This window comes from Clostridium sulfidigenes (genome assembly GCF_052067195.1).
In the GTDB taxonomy this organism is placed as follows: domain Bacteria; phylum Bacillota; class Clostridia; order Clostridiales; family Clostridiaceae; genus Clostridium_J; species Clostridium_J sulfidigenes.
In genome coordinates this window covers 13,261-33,107 of the sequence record NZ_JBQHQR010000005.1, presented here as the reverse complement: position 1 = coordinate 33,107, position 19,847 = coordinate 13,261, and the positions used below count along the sequence as shown (strand labels likewise).

Here is a 19,847-nt window from a genome sequence, read left to right as displayed (position 1 = left end):
ATGTTAATATTTAATATAGTCATTTTTAAAATTTATCATACCTTAGGTATTTCTATTATAAATTCCGTTCCTTTATTAATTTCACTTTTAACTTTTATATTTCCTCCATGAGCTTCTATTATTGCTTTAGATATGGTAAGACCTATACCAGCTCCTCCTGTAGCCCTAGTTCTTGATTTATCAGCCCTGTAAAATCGCTGAAAAATATAAGGTAAGTGCTCTTTAGAAATTCCTATGCCATTATCCCTTATGTGTATTATTGCTATATTTTTTCCTTCATCACAGGTAATTTCAATTATTCCCCCTTGCTCAGTATATTTTATTCCATTTGAAATGATGTTTATTAACCCTTGAGTAATTTTATCTCTATCTACATTTATAATAAAAGTTTCTAATTTATTGTTCACACTGATATTTTTATCATGAAGTTCCTTTTCAAAATTAATTAGAATCATTTCTACTAATTCCTTTATATCAACTTCATTTTTATTTAAAATCAAATCTTCACTTTCATATCTAGAAAGATGCTCTAAGGAACCAACTAACCTACTTAATCTCCGTACTTCCTCATGAATACTTTGCAGCCTTTCTTCTGTAGGCTCCCAAATTCCATCTATTAATGCCTCCAGTTGTCCTTGCATGGTAGTTAACGGAGTCCTAAGTTCATGAGAGATATCCTTAGTCATGATTTTTCTTATCTTTTCTTCTTCATCTAAACTAAAAGCCAAAGTATTTACTGAACTAATCATTTCATTAATTTCTTTTATATTGCTTTCCTTTTTTATTTTATTTTTATATTTGCCTGTAGCTATGGAATTTGTGGCTTTAACTACGCTTCCTATAGGTTTACTTATTGAAGTAGAAATTAAAATTCCTATAAATATGGAGATACCTAAAGAAAAAATCCCCACAAAAATTAATATATTATCTAAGGTTTTAAAAAAAATCACATCAGAATCATTATAATAAAGGGGACCATAATAGCCTATTTCAAGAATCCCTGCATATTTTTCATCTATTTTCAAATTATATACTTCCTCAGTATAATCACCTTTATATCCTGGATTTACAATGCTCATATTGTAACCCATCCTACTCATCATTGCCTCACACATACTACTATTATGAGTTTTGGCACTCCATATTACATTATCTGAAATATCTTTTATGCTTATAATAAATCCATTATTTATAGCTTCAATCCCTATGTCTTCTATATTTTTATTATCCCATTGTCCATTTTTATAAGTATTACTTATATCTTTAATCAGTGATTTTTTTCTTCCTTCTATAATATCCTCTAGATATCTATTAAAGTTTTTCTTCATAAATATATGAGATGAGAAACTAATTAAAAGAATAATTGTCATAGAAAATAATAAAAAAATCAAAGTAAGCCTATGTTTCAATTTCATCGAATTATTCACCACCAAACTTATATCCAATGCCGTGAACTGTTAATATATATTTAGGATTTTTACTATTTTCCTCTATCTTACTTCTTAAATTCTTAATATGAGAATCTATTATTCTATCATAAACATCACTATCATCCCCTAGAGCTCGATCAAGAAGTTCTCCTCTTGAGAATACTTTCTTTGGACTTTCACATAAAGTTAAAAGTATCTTGAACTCTGAAGGAGTTAATTCTACTAAATTATTACCTTGTCTTACCTCATAAGTATCTAAATTTATAACTAGATCTCCCTTATTAAAGGATAAAACATTATCCTGTTTATAATTCAAGGCTCTTTTTAACACTGCATTTACTCTAGCCACTACCTGCTTAGGGCTAAATGGTTTTGTTATATAATCATCAGTCCCTAGAGAAAAACACTTCAAGATACTTTCTTCCTCTACCTTGGCTGTTAACATTATTATAGGAACCTCTGATTCCTTTCTTATGATTTCACAAATTTTTTCTCCTGATATATCTGGTAACATTAGATCTAGTATTATTAATCTAGGATTGTATTGTTTATATTTATATATAGCTTCACTTCCATTAATTGCTGTTATAACACCATAACCAGCTTTCTTTAGATATGCTTCCAAAACTTCTAAAATTTTAACTTCATCTTCTACAATAAGTATATCCACTTGCATATATACTCCTCCATTAATTTAAAACTTATTATAATATACTTCCTAATTATAATAAATCATTATGAAGATTCTATGTAGAATTCCTCCATAAAATCTACACAACTTAAATATATACTTTAGCTACTATCTTAAAATTATGTATGAGGTGATAATTTTGTCTAATAAATCCATAACTCTAAATATTGATAATATGGTATGTACGTCTTGCGAGAATACTATAATAAGACATTTAAAAAAGATTTCAGGAGTTACAATTGTAAAAGCAAACTATACTAAGGGAACTGTCCATGTTGAATATGATGCTGAGAAAGTATCCTATTCTACCCTAGTTGCTACTATTGAAAAATCCGGCTACAAAGTTACTAGTGATAAAAAAAAGAGTAACTCAGAACTTTTACCCATTATGGGAATAGTCCTTATAGCTTTACTTATGATACGCCTTGGAAAAGGTACTGGCGTATTTGATATGTCTTCTGCTTTAAGTAGTAAAGTTAGTTACATTGCTCTATTTACCATTGGTGTTTTCACATCTCTACACTGTGTGGGTATGTGTGGTGGAATAATGATGTCCCAAAGTATTACATCTTCTATTGTACCTGAAAAAAACAAATTTAAACCTGGACTTATGTATAATTTAGGCCGTTTAATTTCTTATACTGTTTTAGGTGGTATCGTAGGTGGTATTGGTAAAGCTTTTTCTCTTTCCTTTGGAGTTCAAGGCTTCATAGCAATAGTTGCAGGTGTATTTATGGTAATTATGGGTTTAAACTTATATGGTTTTAAAGCCCTTAGAAAATTTTCAATAAAGCTTCCTTGGAGTAACTGTAACTCCCAGAAAAAATTTAGAAACCCTCTTATAGTTGGATTTTTAAATGGGTTCATGCCTTGTGGTCCTCTACAAACAATGCAGCTTTATGCTCTAGCTTCTGGAAGTGTCATAGCTGGTGCAACTTCAATGTTTTTCTTTGCCCTAGGTACAATTCCTTTAATGCTAGGCTTTGGAGCTATTGCTAATGTACTTAGTCAGAAAAATTCCAAAAGATTAATTAAATACAGTGGTGGTATTATCATAATTATAGGTATTATTATGGCTAATCGTGGCTTGTCTTTAATAGGAGTTAATTTAATGCCTAATTCCTTATCTTTAGGTGGAAATAATAATACAACTATATCCGATAAATCTTCAGCTAGCAAAGCAACAATTTCTAATGGAAAGCAAGTTATAAGGATTGCAGCTAATAATCAAGGATATACTCCAAATGTAGTTTATATTCAAAAGGGAATTCCTACAGAGTTTATAATTGATGGTGAAAGTATTAACTTCTGTAATAATAAAATTGTTATTCCATCTATGAATATTGAAAAGACTCTATCCTCTGGAGAAAATGTAATAGAATTTACTCCAGACGCTGGAGACATAAACTATAGCTGTTGGATGGGCATGCTTAGAGGAACAATAAAGGTAGTAGATGATTTAAATTCTATAAATGATTCTACTATACAAAATGATATAGATAGTGAATTTTATTATCCTTCTAATGATTCTAATAACCAATTTTTTAATGGTGGTTTTTCTTGTCATTAATAAAAAAAGAAGTATTAAGGAAATTTTCCTTTAATACTTCTTTTTTATATACATCTTGCATAATATTTACTTTTAATTAACTCTTTAAAACTAATTTAATGCAGCTAATAATTTCTCTATGTCTAATCCATGAACTATAGCAGCTTCTGCAAGAGTTTCTGCTTGAGCTGATGGGCAACCTACGCAACCCATACCAAAACTCATTAAAATTTCAGGAGCTCCTTCTTTCATTCTTATAACTTCACCTATTGTCATATCTTTATTTATCATATTCTTTTCCTCCTATAATTTGAATTTTTATTTATAACTAATAATTTAAAATTATTAGTATCTCTTACAAGTTAAAGTATACTAAAACACTCTGCTACATTCGGTAACATAGGTTACAGAATAGAAAATTTTTATAAAAAAAGTATTCAAAGATAAACTCCACTTACCTTTGAATACTTCATTACTTCTAATTCTAGCTTTCCATGAACATTTTCATATCATCTTCTACATTAGTTATTCCACCAATACCAAAGTTATCTACAAGAACTTTAGCAACATTTGGTGATAAGAATGCTGGTAATGTTGGTCCTAGATGAATATTTTTAACTCCTAAGTATAATAGTGATAATAATACTATTACTGCTTTTTGCTCATACCATGCAATATTATATGATATTGGTAGGGCGTTTACATCATCAAGCCCAAAGACTTCTTTAAGTTTTAGAGCTATAACAACTAATGAATAAGAATCATTACATTGTCCTGCATCTAGAACTCTTGGGATTCCTCCAATATCTCCTAGGTTTAATTTATTATACTTATACTTTGCACAACCTGCTGTTAAGATAACTGTATCCTTTGGTAGTTTTTCAGCAAATTCAGTATAGTAGTTTCTTGATTTGGCTCTTCCATCACAACCAGCCATAACAAAGAATCTTTTTATAGCTCCAGTTTTAACAGCCTCCACAACCTTATCAGCCAAAGCTAATACTTGATTGTGAGCAAATCCTCCAACTATTTGTCCTTTTTCTATCTCTGTAGGTGCTTTACACTTTTTAGCCATTTCTATAATCTTAGAAAAATCTTTTATGCCATCTCTATTAGCTTCTATATGTGCACATCCCGGCATTCCAGTTGCACCAGTTGTAAATAATCTATTCTTATAAGACTTATCTGGAATTACTATACAGTTTGTAGTCATAAGAATTGGACCATTGAACTTTTCAAACTCTTCCTTTTGCTTCCACCATGCATTTCCATAGTTTCCTGCAAAATGTTTATATCTTTTAAACTTAGGATAGTATTGTCCAGCAAGCATTTCACCATGAGTATAAACATCTACCCCTGTTCCTTCTGTCTGCTCTAACAACATCTCTAGATCCTTTAAATCATGTCCTGAAATTAATATTCCTGGATTTTTTCTTACTCCAATATCTACAGTTGTTATTTCTGGATGTCCATAGGTTTCAGTATTGGCTTTATCTAATAATGCCATACCATCTACTCCATATTTTCCTGCTTCTAATGCAAGTGCTACTAAATCATCAACAGTTAAACTATCATCTAAAGTTGCAGCTAATGCCTTAGCCATAAATCCATGAATTTCTTTCTCATTATATTTTAGGTTCATAGCATGCTTCATATATGCTGATAATCCTTTTAATCCATAAGTTATAAGTTCTCTTAGACTTCTAATATCTTCATTTTCTGTAGCAAGCACTCCAACTTTTTCAGCTTTAGCGTCAAATTCTATAGTATTATCTGCTGTCCAAGCTACTGCATCTGCCATTACTATTTCTTTCTTTTGTAGACCAAATATCTTTTTAAAGAAGCCTCCAGTTATTTTTACTTCTCCAACTTGTCCACCAGCACTAACAACTTTTCTTTTTAAAGTTTCTCTTAATTTTAAAGTTTCTCTTACTCTATTTAAAATAGCATCTCTATGGAAGTTAGCATTAGTAATAGTAATAAATAAATTTTCTGTAATATATTTATCTACTACACTATCAATAACATTTACTTTTCTTCCTTCATTACTTACGATAGCTAATCCTTTAGTTACATATACTAATAAATCTTGAGCCTTTGCAACTTGCTCATCTTTACCACAAACACCCTTTATAGTACAGCCTTTACATCCTGCTGTCTCTTGACATTGATAACAAAACATTGACATAAATTTCTCATCTCCTATTAAATTGTTATTATTGCTTTTCACAAGTTAAAGTATACTAAAGTACAAAACAATATTCGGTAACATTAGTTACCAAAATTCAAAAGAATATATATTTTAATATGCAAATAAAATTTAGATATCAATAAAAATAAATAAAATGAACTTTAAGCACAAACTCTCATGTACTTAAAGTTCATTATTCCGATTATTAAAGATATTTTTTCTCTAACTCCTCTAATATTGAAGTATATTTTTTCATAACTTCAGTATTTGCATCTTCAAATTCAACACACTCTGCATTTACCTTTTCAATGATTTCTTGCTTTAATTCTCTAGTAGCAAATTTATATATTACATTATCTTCTTTGTCTATATGCCTTTCTAAAAGATGAGTATAAGAAATGGCATTAGCAATAACATCTAATATAGCTTCTTTATTACCTGATTTTAAATTTTCAAGTGCTTCACTTAGTCCTGTAATATAAAGTCTTCCTAAATCATGTTCTACAAGCATACCATATTTCACAGTCTTCTCTGCAATAAGTCCAAGCTCCTCCACCATCTTATTAAAAAGAATTACTTCTTCTTTTTTATGGTGATGTGCATCTGCATAATTTCTAATGAAATCTATCATCTTATAGAAATCTTCATAATTTACATTCTTCTCTTCTAGAGATTTGTAAGTAGCTTTTCTAACTACAGTAAGCATACGTTTAATATACTTATGCTCTTCCATCATTAAATCTATAGCATTCATCTTTTCTCCTCCTACTTTCTTTTAATGATTTGAGTTCCATCTCCTAATTCCTCGTATTCATAGTTACCATTAACTTCATTAACAAAGGCCTTAATCCATAGTCCTCTTAAGCTATAGAAATAAGAAACATCTCCAGATTCTCTATTCCATATGTCCTTATGAACACAAATTCTTCTACTCCACTGTACCATATCTTCCGTAGACACTAGAACCTCATTCACTCTATCACATGGCATTCCATCTAATATATAGTCATTTATTCTATCATATATATCCATAGCATTACTTGCTGGGTCTAATTTTTCTTTAACTTCCTTAGCTGCTTTCATTCCTTGATGAATATAAATATTTTCTAATTTAGCCTTAACTTTTTCATTACTATTTAGTAATTTAGTTGTCCAAGCTGCCATTCTTCCCTCTGCTGAATGTATTTTTCCTTGTAGCCACCCATGGATATTACTTGTATCTATCATATCTTTTAAAGGAAGATTTGGCAGTTTTTCTCCATGATTTTCATTAATCTCCTTAGCTAATGAAGATACATCTAGTCCCTCTTCCTTAGCTAGATTAATTATTTCTTCCTCTAATCCTTCAAACCATAATATTTTGTTAAATAACCAATAATGTACTTTTCCAAGATATAAACTCATATTTTCTCCTCCTACATTTAAATAATTTTAAAACTCAAATCATGTTTATCTTCTATATTGAAATTACTTTATAGCCATAGTTTCAATATAATTGTAAATCATAATCCTTTAGTTAAATATATTTTAACCTGCTTAATTTATATTAACCTTTATAAGCAGATTATATTTTATTAATCTCTACATCTATGAGTTTATATTAATATCTTTATAATTTCGGTAACATTGGTTACCAAAACAAATTAAAAGCCAATATATCAAAACTTTTTATGATATATCAGCTTATAATTTATATATTCATCCTATATATAATTTACATTTAATAGTTCTTCAAAATCTTCCCTAGGCATAGGTTTTGCAAATAAATATCCTTGGGCCATTTCACATCCTATCTCTTTTAAGAAATCCGCCTGTTCTCGCGTTTCTACCCCTTCACAAATTACTTCCATATTAATATTTTTTGCCATATCAACTATACTTTTAACAATATCTTTACTCCTCTGTGAATTAGTTGTTTCATCTAAAAATGCTTTATCTATCTTTAAGGTATTAGCTGGAAACTCTTTTAAAAGATTTAATGATGAGAATCCAGATCCAAAATCATCAACAGAGATTTTAAATCCTACCTTTTTTAAACCTATCATCTTTTCTATAAGTCTATCAGCATTTTTCATAAAAGCACTTTCCGTTAATTCAAACTCTACCAGTTTAGGATCTATGTTATAGCTTTTAACTAACTCATTAATGTCTTTGACTATATTGGGATTATTAACATGGAATCTAGAAACATTTAATGATATTGGAACTACACTTTCTCCATTATCTAATCTTTCTCTTAAATCTTGCAGTACACATTTATAAACATACATATCTAAGTTTACTATAAATCCATTTTTCTCAAACAAAGGTATAAATTTCACTGGAGGAATTAGCCCTTTCTCAGGGTCCTGCCACCTAACTAAGGCCTCAGCACCTACAATTTTCTCTGTATTTAAGTCATATTTAGGTTGATAATAAACCTTATATTCTCTATTTATAAGGGCCTTATACATTTTATTTTCTATTTCCAATTCCTCAATAATTTTATTTTCAAAACACTTATCATAAAAGGCAATTTTATTTGTATGAGAACCCTTAACTGATTTACGTGCTATATTAGCTTTATTGATAATATCTTCAACCTCTATACCATTAGACTTAAATATACAAATCCCACTTACAACTATTAACCTATAATTTTTTGCAAAAACCTTTTCTAATTGTCTAAAAATATTTTCAAATTTTGTTAACCTATCAATTAATTCTTTTTTATTTGTGTATTCTACAAGTATTAAAAAATTATCTGCAGATACCCTTGCAAAAATTTCATTTTCCCCCATTGAGTTGTATAATTTATTGGATATTGCACAAATAATTTTATCTCCTTCTTCATATCCTAAATTATCATTTATAAACTTAAATTTATCTATGTCACTGTATATAAGCGCATAGGATTTTCCTTTATTAGTCTCAAGTATCTTTTTAGCTCTAACTTTAAACTTATTAGCATTCCATAGACCTGTAAGTGGGTCTGTAAATGCCATTTTTTCATAATACTTTGTTCTTCGTTGTTTTACATAAAAAAATATCAAAAGAGATATTATTACTAATAAAGATATAAAAATAATAATTTCTAATCTATATTTAACTAGTACTACCTTTAAATTTATTGGAATAGATTCTTGTACTACGTTTTTCATAATAATATCTACTCTAGTTTTTTCATCTATAACATTAATAGCCTTATTAAGTATAGGTATTACTAATGAATCTATATTAGTATTTACTCCAATTGATATATTATAACTTAAATTCCCAATATTCATTGATTTTAAATTATTATCTTTTATACTGCTAATAGCAATATTGGCTGTGTAGCTGTCTAATACTGTTATATCTACTTTTCCCGATTTAACTGCATTAATACAACTAATATAATCATTGTAATACTCAATGTTGTATTGTCCAAATTTATTTTCAAAAGCTCCTTTGTTGATTTTCATATCATTAGGTATAGCTATATCCACATTCTCTGTTTTTATATATTCTTCTCCTTTTCCAACTATAACTAAAGGTAAGGATATATATGGGTTAGTTAATATAATGTCTCTAGAATATGTATTTTTTTCAATACTAGATTCACTAGCTATTAAATCTACTTTTCCATTTGCCATTAACTTTATAGCTTCTTCCGTATTTTTTACCTGTATATATTCAAATTCTATACCTATTTTTCTAGAGATTTCTTCTAACATATCTCTTACTATTCCAGAGAAGTCACCCTTACTACTCCTATATTCTATAGGACTTAAATAATCTTTATAAGCCACTTTTAACACCGGCTTTCTTTTTATAAAGTCCACCTCTCTTGGAGTAAGTAACGGTTGTTGATTTAAAATACTATTACCATAATATTTTTCTCGTAATTTCATATCAAAATTTAACTCATCTAGTTTTATCTTTCTTAATGCTTCATTAAGTTCATTGGTGATATCATTATTACCCTTTTGCGTTATATAATAAAAAGGGTGAATATCGCATTTGGCAACTAATCTACCACTATTCTGATTTGAAATGCTTCCTAAAACTATAGCATCCACATTACCTGATTCCATATCTGCTATCATTTCTTCTTCAAAATCATAATATACTTTTTCATAAGAGAAATTATTTTGTTTTGCATAACCTTCAAAGACTGTATTTTGAAAACTTTCCTTTAAAAACCCTATTTTCAAGCCATTGAATGCTTCAAAATCTTCATAAAATACACTGTTATTTTTACTTGAAACATACATAGTTGTAAGTTCTATTCCATTTGAATATTCTACATAGTCATATATCTTGCTTCTATCCTCGGTGTACTGAGCCCCACATAACAAATCTATCTCTCCTTTAGATAGCTTGTCTAATAATTCTGGCCATGTATCATATACATATTCATAATTCCAATTAGTATATTTTGATATTTCCTCGAGATACTCTACTCCATACCCTGAAAAAAGTCCATCTTTATCTTTTTCAATGAAAGAAGGATAATCATAATAACCTACTTTAATTATCTTGCTATCAGTATCTGAAAACGCTATCATAGTCATAGCTATGTTTGTAATTATCAAAAATATTAGTGTTAAGCACAGTAATTTAAATTTTCTCATCATATCCTCTTTTCCTATTGCAAATAATAATATATTTACATACCACTATAATTATCGTACTTTAAAATTATATCTTAAAGCAACATTTATTATAATGATGAAATAAAATTTTTATTTCACTTTCTCCTATAAAAAACAGGTTTTAGATTCATAAATACAAATCTAAAACCTGTTTTAATTTATTGAAAAGTAAAGCTTACTTCACACATTTAAAATTATTAAGCTTAATATGATTATCTCCAATTTCCATGAGCTCTTCATCATGGGTAACTATTAGGATGGTTTTCCCCTCTTTATGCATCTTCTGTAATAGGCTAACTACCAGCATCTTGTTATCATGATCAAGACTTCCTGTAGGTTCATCCGCAAGAACCAGTTCACAAGGTTTGAGTAGAAGTCTTGCAATAGCTATCCTTTGCTGTTCTCCTCCAGAACACTTATAGACCATTTTTTTCTCATAGCCTTGAAGTCCCACCTGCTTTAAAACATTTGATATGAGTTCTTCCTTATTCTTAGCCTTCACATTCTCCAGTGCAATCTTTAGATTATATTCCACTGTTTCATTGTCCACCAAGGCGAAGTTTTGGAAAAGGTACCCTATCTTTTCCCTAAGAAGATGCTCTGCTTTCTTGGAAAATGGATGTACATTTTTTTCTTCAAATAGATAGATATTTCCCTTATCCTTGGTATCTAAAAGACCTATTATATTGAGAAGAGTAGACTTTCCAGATCCAGAAGTACCGCTGATGATAGTAAAACTATTTTTTTTAATTTCAAGGCTAAAATCCTTAAAAATCTCCACATCCTTGAAGGATTTGTTCATATTTTCTATACGTATTACATTTTCCATACTTTCTATTCCCCCTTAAGTACCATTGATACGGCATTTTTCTCAAACTTCTTAATTAGATAGACTAGGAATATTATTTCAATTGCCATGAATACTGCTACAAACAGTGCTGCTTCATTAAATGGAATCTTCAATATCCCCACAGCTGATAGAAGAAGTATAATATGGGGACTCAGGTTAAAAATAACAAGTCCACTGTATCTAGACCAGAACCTGTGTCCTAAAAGATACTTTACAGATATCTCCTTCTTAATTTCCTCAAGGTGAAGATAGACACTTTGATATAGGAATACCAGCATGATGAAGACGTACAAAAGAATAATCCCTACAGTCTTACTAAAAGTCTTAGCATATATTTTCATATAATAATCATATATTCCACTATTATCAGTAATTCTATATTTATTCTCGTATCCCATTTCCTTTAGGGTTGTCTCAAGAGATTCAACATCTCCATAACGTGCATATTCATACATAGGTTGGACAAGTTCTGGTGCAAAATCAGTAACAAGAAGTACTGAAGGGTCTTCACTAAGAGCCCTAGGTGCAATAATGTCTGGGTTATAGAAAGGCCTTTCAAAGGTAACGTAAACCTCCTCTATAGATTTATCTTGAATTATCATTCTAATATATTCTTTATCCTTATATTTTTCCGGTATAAAAAGTGTATTATTTGAAATCGAATCAACATCAATTATTTCGCCCTGTTCATTTCTAATTTCATAATCTCGTAGATATTCTTTGTTTACCGTGATATGTGGAACAATATTTTCAATTTCATCTTCAAATGAAAATACGGCATTTTCTTTATTAGAATAATCAAAATCAGTATAAACACCCTTTTCCTCTTCTAAAACCTTAAAATAATCTTCGCTAATTTTAATACTCTCTTCAAGACTAGAGTTAAAAGATGTTTTGCTAGTTCCTGATACGGTATATCTATAGTTTTCTTTATCATAATACTTTAAATGGTTATATAGATTCTCGGAAGAAATTATTCCTTTATTTACCTGTGAAATCATAGGTGAAATAATTATGGCCATGAGTATGATTTTCACCACCAAATTAAAGAATACTAATTTCATATTTACACTACTCTTTTTCAAACTTACTAAGGATGAAATATATCTTATATAAATATAGAGTATTCCCATGACCGAGATTAGTCCTATGATAAATATTATAGAAGTAATACATATTGGTTTTATGATATTGTATGACATAGGAGATATTTCTCCCACTAGTACAGCATAAGTTATAATAACTGCCAAAGAAAAAACAATGATTTCCCGTGAAATATATCCCCCTATAACTCTTTTCATAATCTGATGATTCTTATTACCGTTCATCTTTCTAATACTAATTTCTTTTAGCTTCTTGTTTATATAACTTGTCATAAGTATGATATTTACCACAACCAAAATAATGATTAGCTGAAGATTTGTTCCTATAGCTCTTTCAGCTGGCTTGGGTCTTTCCATTTGAATAAAGGATTCATTAGTAAGAGAATATTTATTCATTAATGATTCTTTTAGAGCATTCATAGCATTTATATCTTCTTCATAAAATGAAACATGTAATTCTATGTCTCCATCATCGGTGAGATTTTTCAATTGATAAAGTGGTCTGTATGATTGAAGACTATGCAATACTCCTGTGCTATAATAATCATCCAATACTTTTATCTTTATTGCATTGCTATCATCACTATTTAAAGCATAATAGCGGTCTTCTGCCTTATCAGAAAAAGAAACCTTGCTATCCTCATCAGTATAGATAAAATTATCAACATCAAAGGTACTAGAATAGATAAAATGGTCTATTACTTGTCTGTTAAGGTCATCATTTTTTCCCCTTCCAATATGGATTTCAGTATCATTCTCTTCTGCAAATTCTTGTAAACTGTCGATTAATTGGGACATGTTCATATTATTATCTTCTGCGGAAAGAATCACATCTATAACTTGCATATCTACATATTTTTCATTAGAAAAGTTATCTATTTTGAAATAGTATGTCTCATTGAATTCCGAATATATAGTTAGAGTAATTAATAATCCTAAAATTGTGGTAAAAATATAGCTTAACTTTTTCATACTTTTTATACCTCTTTTCATTTCAAAGAGAGTTGTTTATAACAACTCTCTTCCTCTAATATACTACTGAACTAATGCTTCAGTGTAATAATGAGTATGTTTGCCGGTATCTGAGATTCCATAAAAGGTATATGATGCTGAAGACTTTAGATAGCCTGGCTTTGCTACAAGACCATCTTCATTTCCATAATTCGGCACATAGACTCTAGCACGACCGTTAGCATTCATATTAGTTAATGTGTAATTAGTTATTGCCATATTCCCAGTATCTTCAGCAAAAACACTTCCATAAGCCGTACCTCTTGTACCATGCCCCACACTTGTCCAAGCAAGGACTGAGACTTGTGATACAACTAATACCCCCAATAACATTAAACCTATTTTCTTTTTCATAAAAATACCCCCAAGTAAATATTATACAAATAAACCATAATAAGATAACTTATATTGTAACCACTGTATCAAAATGGGAAGTTAATGTCAATACATTTATGTAAAATTATGTTTACAATAACTTTTTATAGATATTATAACTTTTATGGAATCTAATATATCTAGCAGTTGATTTTATTAAGGGATTAAACTGAACTAATTCATCTAAAGACTCTGTTGTGCGCTGATGAAAGATTAATCTCAAATCAGAGAAGTTCTACGCTTTGAGGTAAAAGCTATTAGTAGAGCATTAAATATTTCTATATAATATTTATTAGAAGAAAAAAATAAGCTTTGAATACCGATTTTAGTATTCAAAGCTTATTTTTATTAATTATAATATTTTTTGAACTCTACCAACTATTCCACCTTCAAGCATTACCTTAATACCTCTTGGATGTACTGAAGAATTAGTTAATAACCTTGTAACTGTTCCCTCTGTCAATTTTCCTGTGCGTTGATCTTCCTTCTTTACAACTAAGACCTTTGAGCCTATTTTTATGTCTGCTCTTTTAGTTCCATCCATAGTTATTTCTCCTTACTTCTTGAATAGATCTCCAAGGGCTGCAAATGGATTATCATTAGCTGCTTCTTGTTCTGCTTCTTTTTTCATTTTCTTCATATAGTTGTTAACATCCCTCTTATCAACTTTTCCGCCCTTTTCAAATCTCTTATTAAACTGAGATGCTTTTTCTCTAAAGTTACAGTTTGCTCCTGGACATACATAAATTTGACCTTCTCCGTGTCCTTTAATGGTAAGTTTTTTCTTACACTCTGGACAACGAGCATTGGTAGTTCTACTAACACCTTCTCTGTGACCACATTCTCTATCTTGGCACACATTCATAACTCCAGTTTTAGTCTTAACCTCTAACATGTATTTTCCGCACTTAGGGCATTTTGCACCTGTGACATTTTCATGAACAAACTTATTACCATTGACTTTAACATCTTCAACTAGAGCTCTTGAATATCTTCTCATCTCTACAATGAAGTCCATGGCATCTTCCTTGCCTTTGCTAATATCCTCTAGCTGACTTTCCCACTTAGCTGTTAAAAGTGGTGACTTAAGGTCACTTGGAACTAATTCTATAAGTTGTTTTCCCTTAGATGTTGGAACTATTTCCTTACCTCTTTTTTCTATAGAAAATGAGTTAAATAATTTTTCTATAATATCTGCTCTTGTAGCTACAGTTCCTAATCCACCAGTTGCATTTAAGGTCTTTGCTGCATCCTTTGAAACATTAATATACTTATGTGGATTTTCCATAGCTGAAAGTAATGTTCCCTCGTTAAATCTTGCTGGTGGCTTAGTTTTACCTTTATTTATATCTACAGAGTTTATCTTTAATTTATCTCCAATATTCAGCTTTGGAAGTACTTGATCCTTTAACCCATCTTCTTCGCTAGGCTCCTCCATATCTTCTCTATCATATAGTGCTTTCCATCCCTTTGATTTTATAACTTTTCCTTTAGCTACAAACTTCTCTCCAGCTATTTCTGTCACTATATTAGTTTGTAAATATTCAAAAGGTGGCATCATAACACTTAAAAATCTCTTAACTACTAAATCATAAATATTTCTTTCCTCTGAACTTAAGTTAGACATATTAGGACTTTGCTCTGTAGGAATTATGGCATGGTGATCTGAAACCCTGCTATTATCTACAAAACTCTTGCTTGGAGTAATCTTACCCTTTAGTATATTTGTAGCTGCTACTCTATATGCTCCTATAGATATAGCTCTTAATCTCTCTGGAAGTGTAGCTACTATATCTGTAGTTATATATCTTGAATCCGTTCTTGGATAAGTTAATATCTTATGATTTTCATAAAGTCTTTGCATTATAGAAAGGGTCTGCTTTGCAGAATATCCCCAAATTTTGTTGGCATCTCTTTGAAGCTCTGTTAAATCATAAAGAGCAGGTGATGGCTTTTTCTTTAGGCTTTCAGTTATATCTATAATACTTGCTTCTTGACCTCTAACCTTAACTAGGGTTTTATTAGCTACTTCCTCATTAAAAGTGCTTTGATAATTATTCTTATCAACCCACTGTAGTGAAAATTCTTTAGCCTTGGCAGTAATTGTATAGTAATCCTTAGGAATAAAGTTTTTAATATCTTCTTCTCTTTGAACTATCATGGCTAAGGTTGGAGATTGAACTCTTCCTGCTGAAAGCTGAGCATTGTATTTACAAGTAAGGGCACGAGTAACATTAAGTCCTACAAGCCAATCTGCCTCTGCTCTACACACCGCAGCCTTATATAAATTATTATAATCTTTACCTGGTTTTAAATTTTTAAATCCATCTAAAATTGCCTTATCAGTCTGAGAAGAAATCCATAATCTCTTTAGTGGTTTTTTTACTCCAGCCTTTTCTATTGTCCAACGTGCCACTAACTCTCCTTCTCTTCCCGCATCTGTTGCAATAACTATCTCATCTATATCATTTCTTAGCATTTGCTTTTTTACTTCATAAAACTGCTTTTGGGTCTTTTTTAAAACTGTAAGTTTCATATGCTTTGGAATCATTGGCAAAGTTTCCATGCTCCACTTTTTATATTTGGCATCATAGTCCTCAGGATCTTGTAGTCCCACTAAGTGACCTAGTGCCCAAGTTACCACATACTTACTTCCCTCTATGTATGCACCCTTACTCTGATTGCATTTTAAAACCTTAGCTAAGTCTCTACCTACTGAAGGTTTCTCTGCTAGTACTAATATTTTTCCCATCTTTTACTTCCTCTCTTATCTACAGTATCTATATAAAGTATTATTAACTTATTAACTTATTAAGCTAAATCTTATCTTTTGTATTATATCATACTTTACCTTAGTATAAAGAGATAAATGGTAAAAGAAGGCTATAAACCAAAGTCCATAGCCTTCTTAATATATTTATTAAACCTATTTTACATACATTCCACTTGGTTTTTCAGATAAATTAACCATAATATTCTTCATTTGAGTATAAGCATCTAGGACAGATTTATGAGTTTCTCTACCTATTCCTGAGTTCTTATATCCTCCAAATGGTGCTCCAGCTGGGAAACTATTATAAGTATTTACCCATACACGTCCTGTTCTAATACCTCTAGCAACTTGTATAGCTTTATTAATGTCTCGAGTAAATACCCCTCCACCTAAACCGTATTCGCTATCATTTGCCATGGCAATTACTTCATCTATTGTCTTGAATTTAATAACAACTCCTACAGGTCCAAAGATTTCTTCTCTAGCAACTCTCATGTCATTAGTAACATCAACAAGTAGAGTTGGTTTCATGAAGTAACCTTTAGCAGCATCGCCTTCAGTGTATCTTTCTCCACCTGTAGCTACTTTAGCTCCTTCTTTCTTACCGATTTCTACATAGCTAAGAATTTTATTAAGTTGAGCCTCACTTACTTGTGCTCCCATTTGAGTGTTATTATCTAATGGGTTACCCACCTTAACCTTTTCAAAAGCTTTAACTGCTTTTTCTATAAATTCATCATAAAAATCTTCTTGTACAAAAATTCTAGATCCCGCTGAACAAACTTGTCCTTGATTAAACAGAATTCCTAGTTGAAGTCCTTCTAAAGCTATATCTAAATCTGCATCTTTAAAGAATATATTAGCAGATTTCCCTCCAAGTTCTAGAGTTGCAGGAATGATATTTTCAGCTGCTGAAAGTCCAATTTTTCTACCTACTTCTGTTGATCCAGTGAAGGCTAATTTATTAAGGCCTTTATGATGTTGTAGATATTCTCCACTCTTAGAACCTCTGCCTGTAACTATATTAATTACACCCTTTGGAACTATATTCTCTATTAATCTCATAAGCTCAAGTACACTTAATGAAGTTGTGCTTGATGGTTTAAATACTGAAACATCCCCTGCTGCTAATACTGGAGCAAGCTTCCATGCAGCCATTAAGAATGGGAAGTTCCAAGGTACTATTTGTCCTACAATCCCAATTGGTTCTCTTAATATTATGTTTAAAGTATTTTCATCAAGCATTGTTGAGCTACCCTCATCTGAACGAATAACTCCAGCAAAATATCTAAAGTGATCTGCTGCAAGAGGTATATCAGCTCCTGTAGTTTCTCTAATTGGTTTTCCGTTATCCATAGTTTCAATAGTAGCTAAATACTCTGCATTGTCATCAATGACATCTGCAATTTTGTTTAACACATCTGCTCTTTCAGCAACTGTTGTTTTTCCCCAAGTTATGAAAGCTCTTTCAGCTGCTTTAACTGCATCATCTACATCTTTTTCTGTAGCATCTGCTATTTCAGCTAAGAATTCTCCATTAGCAGGATTGTAAGTTTTCAATACGCCTCCATCAGAAGCCTCTCTCCATTGACCATCAATATATAGTTGATATTTTTCTTGTAATTTTATATTCATAGTAAATCCTCCTTGTACATTCTCATAATGTTTTATATTTTTTTAATCTGTTTTTTCTATCTCTTAATTTAACTTTATTATAATCACAAAATATCTTTCTAGGAAGTAGGCACTTTATTCTCATTAACTATACTTTTTGTGACATAGTATCATAAAAGATACTAATATATTAATAAATAATATTAGAAAATCTTATAATAATGTTAATAGTGGATTTGAAATTTAACATATATAAAATTCATGGTATAATGCAGAGTATGTTATAGACTTTTTTATATGTAGTTACTTTTTTATACTATAATATTATAAATATACTATTAGGACGGTGAATATAATGGATAAGAATTTGCTATGCATATTTCCTAGACATGAAGAATGTCATATGAGGAATCAATGAACTAAGTACTCTACGTGCCCCATGGTGGTGGTACAAAATCTTCTATCTGGTAAATGGAAATTATTAATTTTATGGTACTTAAGTTATGGTACCTTGAGATTTAGTGATATTAAAAAGAGGTTACCTAAGGTAACTCAAAAAATGCTAACTTCACAATTGAGAAGTTTAGAAGAAGATAAGCTTATATCTAGAAAAGTATATCCTGTAGTCCCACCTAAAGTTGAATATAGTTTAACTGAAGTTGGTAAAGAAATCATACCAATTCTAGAAATGATGCATTCCTTTGGAAGTGAATATTTAGATGCTGGTTTATTAAATACTGAAGAAAAGGATGAAGATAACACTGATTTAAATTAATTAGATCTTTCTATTTAAACTTATGTAATAATTGAAGAAATGCATATAAACAGATTTCTTAGTATCAGTATTTTTGATACTTACTAACAGACTTCTTAGTATCATATTTTGATACTTAGAAGTCGTTGTCCTTTAGGGGAAATCGTTATCCAGGGACGTATCAGCTCTTTACTCCCACTTTGAAGAGATGGGAGTATTAGAGCTGGTAGTCACCAGATAAAAAGTGCCCAATGCTAATTAGCATTGGGCACTTTTTATAACAGTTGTGTAATCTCAATATATTGGTAGCAGAGTGGTACAACATTTAATTATTTTCGTTTGTCCATTTAGATTTTAAAATTGACATTTCATATAGGCTCCAATAACCGTCCTTAGCCTTTCTTACATCCTTTAATAATTTTTCTATTACAAAACCAACCTTTTCATAGCATCTAACTGCACCCTTATTAAAATCAAAAACTCCAAGAGTTATTTTCTCAAATCCTCTATCTTCAAATCCACTTCTTAAGATTTCCTTTAATGCCAAAGCACCTATGCCTCTACCTCTTTCCTTTTCTTCTCCAATTAAAAATCTACATACTCTAGCAATCTTATTTTCTCTATCTATTTCACGCAGCTCCACTGTTCCTATAATTTCTTCTGTACTAATATTAACTATCTTATATATGTAGGTATCCACCACTTCCTTATTTTTCTCATCTAAGAAATACTTTTCTACTTGAGAAAGGGTTAATGGATACTCATATAAAGGTCCAGCCCATTGCAATAGATCATTAGCAGATTTATTCCTATTCCATTCCACAATTTTATATAAATCTTCTTTTTTAATTAGTTCTAATCTTAGCATTTCATATCCTCTATTTCTTATA

At 30.3% G+C, this 19,847-nt stretch carries 16 protein-coding genes; 2 read left to right on the top strand and 14 right to left on the bottom strand.

Annotated elements, in window-relative coordinates; genetic code table 11:
* Nucleotides 1-35: 35 nt before the first annotated feature.
* Entirely contained in the window at nucleotides 36-1,370 is a 1,335-nt protein-coding gene (locus ACTNBA_RS07380) for a sensor histidine kinase (protein ID WP_441073254.1), read from the bottom strand.
* 49 nt (nucleotides 1,371-1,419) lie between these two features.
* On the bottom strand, nucleotides 1,420-2,106 hold the full coding sequence (locus tag ACTNBA_RS07375; RefSeq protein ID WP_441073253.1) for a response regulator: 687 nt from the start codon (nucleotides 2,104-2,106) through the stop codon (nucleotides 1,420-1,422).
* Between the two features lie 154 nt (nucleotides 2,107-2,260).
* Here ACTNBA_RS07375 and ACTNBA_RS07370 point away from each other — a divergent pair, with 154 nt between their 5' ends.
* Entirely contained in the window at nucleotides 2,261-3,691 is a 1,431-nt protein-coding gene (locus ACTNBA_RS07370) for an urease accessory protein UreH domain-containing protein (RefSeq protein ID WP_441073252.1), read from the top strand.
* A gap of 90 nt (nucleotides 3,692-3,781) precedes the next feature.
* Here ACTNBA_RS07370 and ACTNBA_RS07365 read toward each other — a convergent pair whose 3' ends face one another.
* The 11 genes from ACTNBA_RS07365 to ACTNBA_RS07315 form a co-directional block, all read right to left on the bottom strand.
* Entirely contained in the window at nucleotides 3,782-3,961 is a 180-nt protein-coding gene (locus ACTNBA_RS07365; protein ID WP_035131910.1) for a DUF1858 domain-containing protein, read from the bottom strand.
* Between the two features lie 193 nt (nucleotides 3,962-4,154).
* Nucleotides 4,155-5,858, bottom strand: coding sequence for a hydroxylamine reductase (gene hcp / locus ACTNBA_RS07360; protein ID WP_441073251.1), 1,704 nt, complete (start codon nucleotides 5,856-5,858; stop codon nucleotides 4,155-4,157).
* A 208-nt stretch (nucleotides 5,859-6,066) separates the two neighbouring features.
* Nucleotides 6,067-6,615, bottom strand: a complete 549-nt coding sequence (locus ACTNBA_RS07355; RefSeq protein ID WP_150842895.1) for a hemerythrin domain-containing protein — start codon at nucleotides 6,613-6,615, stop codon at nucleotides 6,067-6,069.
* Between the two features lie 11 nt (nucleotides 6,616-6,626).
* Nucleotides 6,627-7,265 (bottom strand): hypothetical protein, encoded by a 639-nt coding sequence (locus ACTNBA_RS07350; protein WP_441073250.1) that lies wholly within the window; start codon nucleotides 7,263-7,265, stop codon nucleotides 6,627-6,629.
* A gap of 299 nt (nucleotides 7,266-7,564) precedes the next feature.
* Complete coding sequence (locus ACTNBA_RS07345) at nucleotides 7,565-10,459, bottom strand: EAL domain-containing protein (RefSeq protein WP_441073249.1); 2,895 nt, start codon at nucleotides 10,457-10,459, stop codon at nucleotides 7,565-7,567.
* A gap of 193 nt (nucleotides 10,460-10,652) precedes the next feature.
* Nucleotides 10,653-11,306, bottom strand: a complete 654-nt coding sequence (locus tag ACTNBA_RS07340) for a putative bacteriocin export ABC transporter (protein ID WP_346867741.1) — start codon at nucleotides 11,304-11,306, stop codon at nucleotides 10,653-10,655.
* Nucleotides 11,307-11,311: 5 nt separating this feature from the next.
* Nucleotides 11,312-13,423 (bottom strand): DUF1430 domain-containing protein, encoded by a 2,112-nt coding sequence (locus tag ACTNBA_RS07335; protein ID WP_441073248.1) that lies wholly within the window; start codon nucleotides 13,421-13,423, stop codon nucleotides 11,312-11,314.
* A 42-nt stretch (nucleotides 13,424-13,465) separates the two neighbouring features.
* Nucleotides 13,466-13,768, bottom strand: a complete 303-nt coding sequence (locus tag ACTNBA_RS07330; RefSeq protein ID WP_441073247.1) for a hypothetical protein — start codon at nucleotides 13,766-13,768, stop codon at nucleotides 13,466-13,468.
* Between the two features lie 400 nt (nucleotides 13,769-14,168).
* Nucleotides 14,169-14,360, bottom strand: a complete 192-nt coding sequence (locus tag ACTNBA_RS07325; RefSeq protein ID WP_346867745.1) for a YwbE family protein — start codon at nucleotides 14,358-14,360, stop codon at nucleotides 14,169-14,171.
* A 12-nt stretch (nucleotides 14,361-14,372) separates the two neighbouring features.
* Nucleotides 14,373-16,568 carry a DNA topoisomerase III gene (locus ACTNBA_RS07320; RefSeq protein ID WP_441073246.1) on the bottom strand — a complete coding sequence of 732 codons (2,196 nt, stop codon included), beginning with the start codon at nucleotides 16,566-16,568 and terminating at the stop codon, nucleotides 14,373-14,375.
* Between the two features lie 174 nt (nucleotides 16,569-16,742).
* The gene (locus tag ACTNBA_RS07315; protein ID WP_441073245.1) at nucleotides 16,743-18,224 is read right to left on the bottom strand and encodes an aldehyde dehydrogenase family protein; all 1,482 of its coding nucleotides are present in this window, start codon (nucleotides 18,222-18,224) and stop codon (nucleotides 16,743-16,745) included.
* 418 nt (nucleotides 18,225-18,642) lie between these two features.
* Between ACTNBA_RS07315 and ACTNBA_RS07310 the strand changes: the two genes are divergently transcribed.
* Entirely contained in the window at nucleotides 18,643-18,978 is a 336-nt protein-coding gene (locus ACTNBA_RS07310; RefSeq protein WP_150842901.1) for a winged helix-turn-helix transcriptional regulator, read from the top strand.
* 304 nt (nucleotides 18,979-19,282) lie between these two features.
* On the opposite strand, the gene ACTNBA_RS07305 is transcribed toward ACTNBA_RS07310, so the two are convergent.
* A complete protein-coding gene (locus ACTNBA_RS07305) occupies nucleotides 19,283-19,825 on the bottom strand; it encodes a GNAT family N-acetyltransferase (RefSeq protein WP_441073244.1) in 543 nt (180 codons plus the stop codon).
* Between the last annotated feature and the right edge of the window lie 22 nt (nucleotides 19,826-19,847).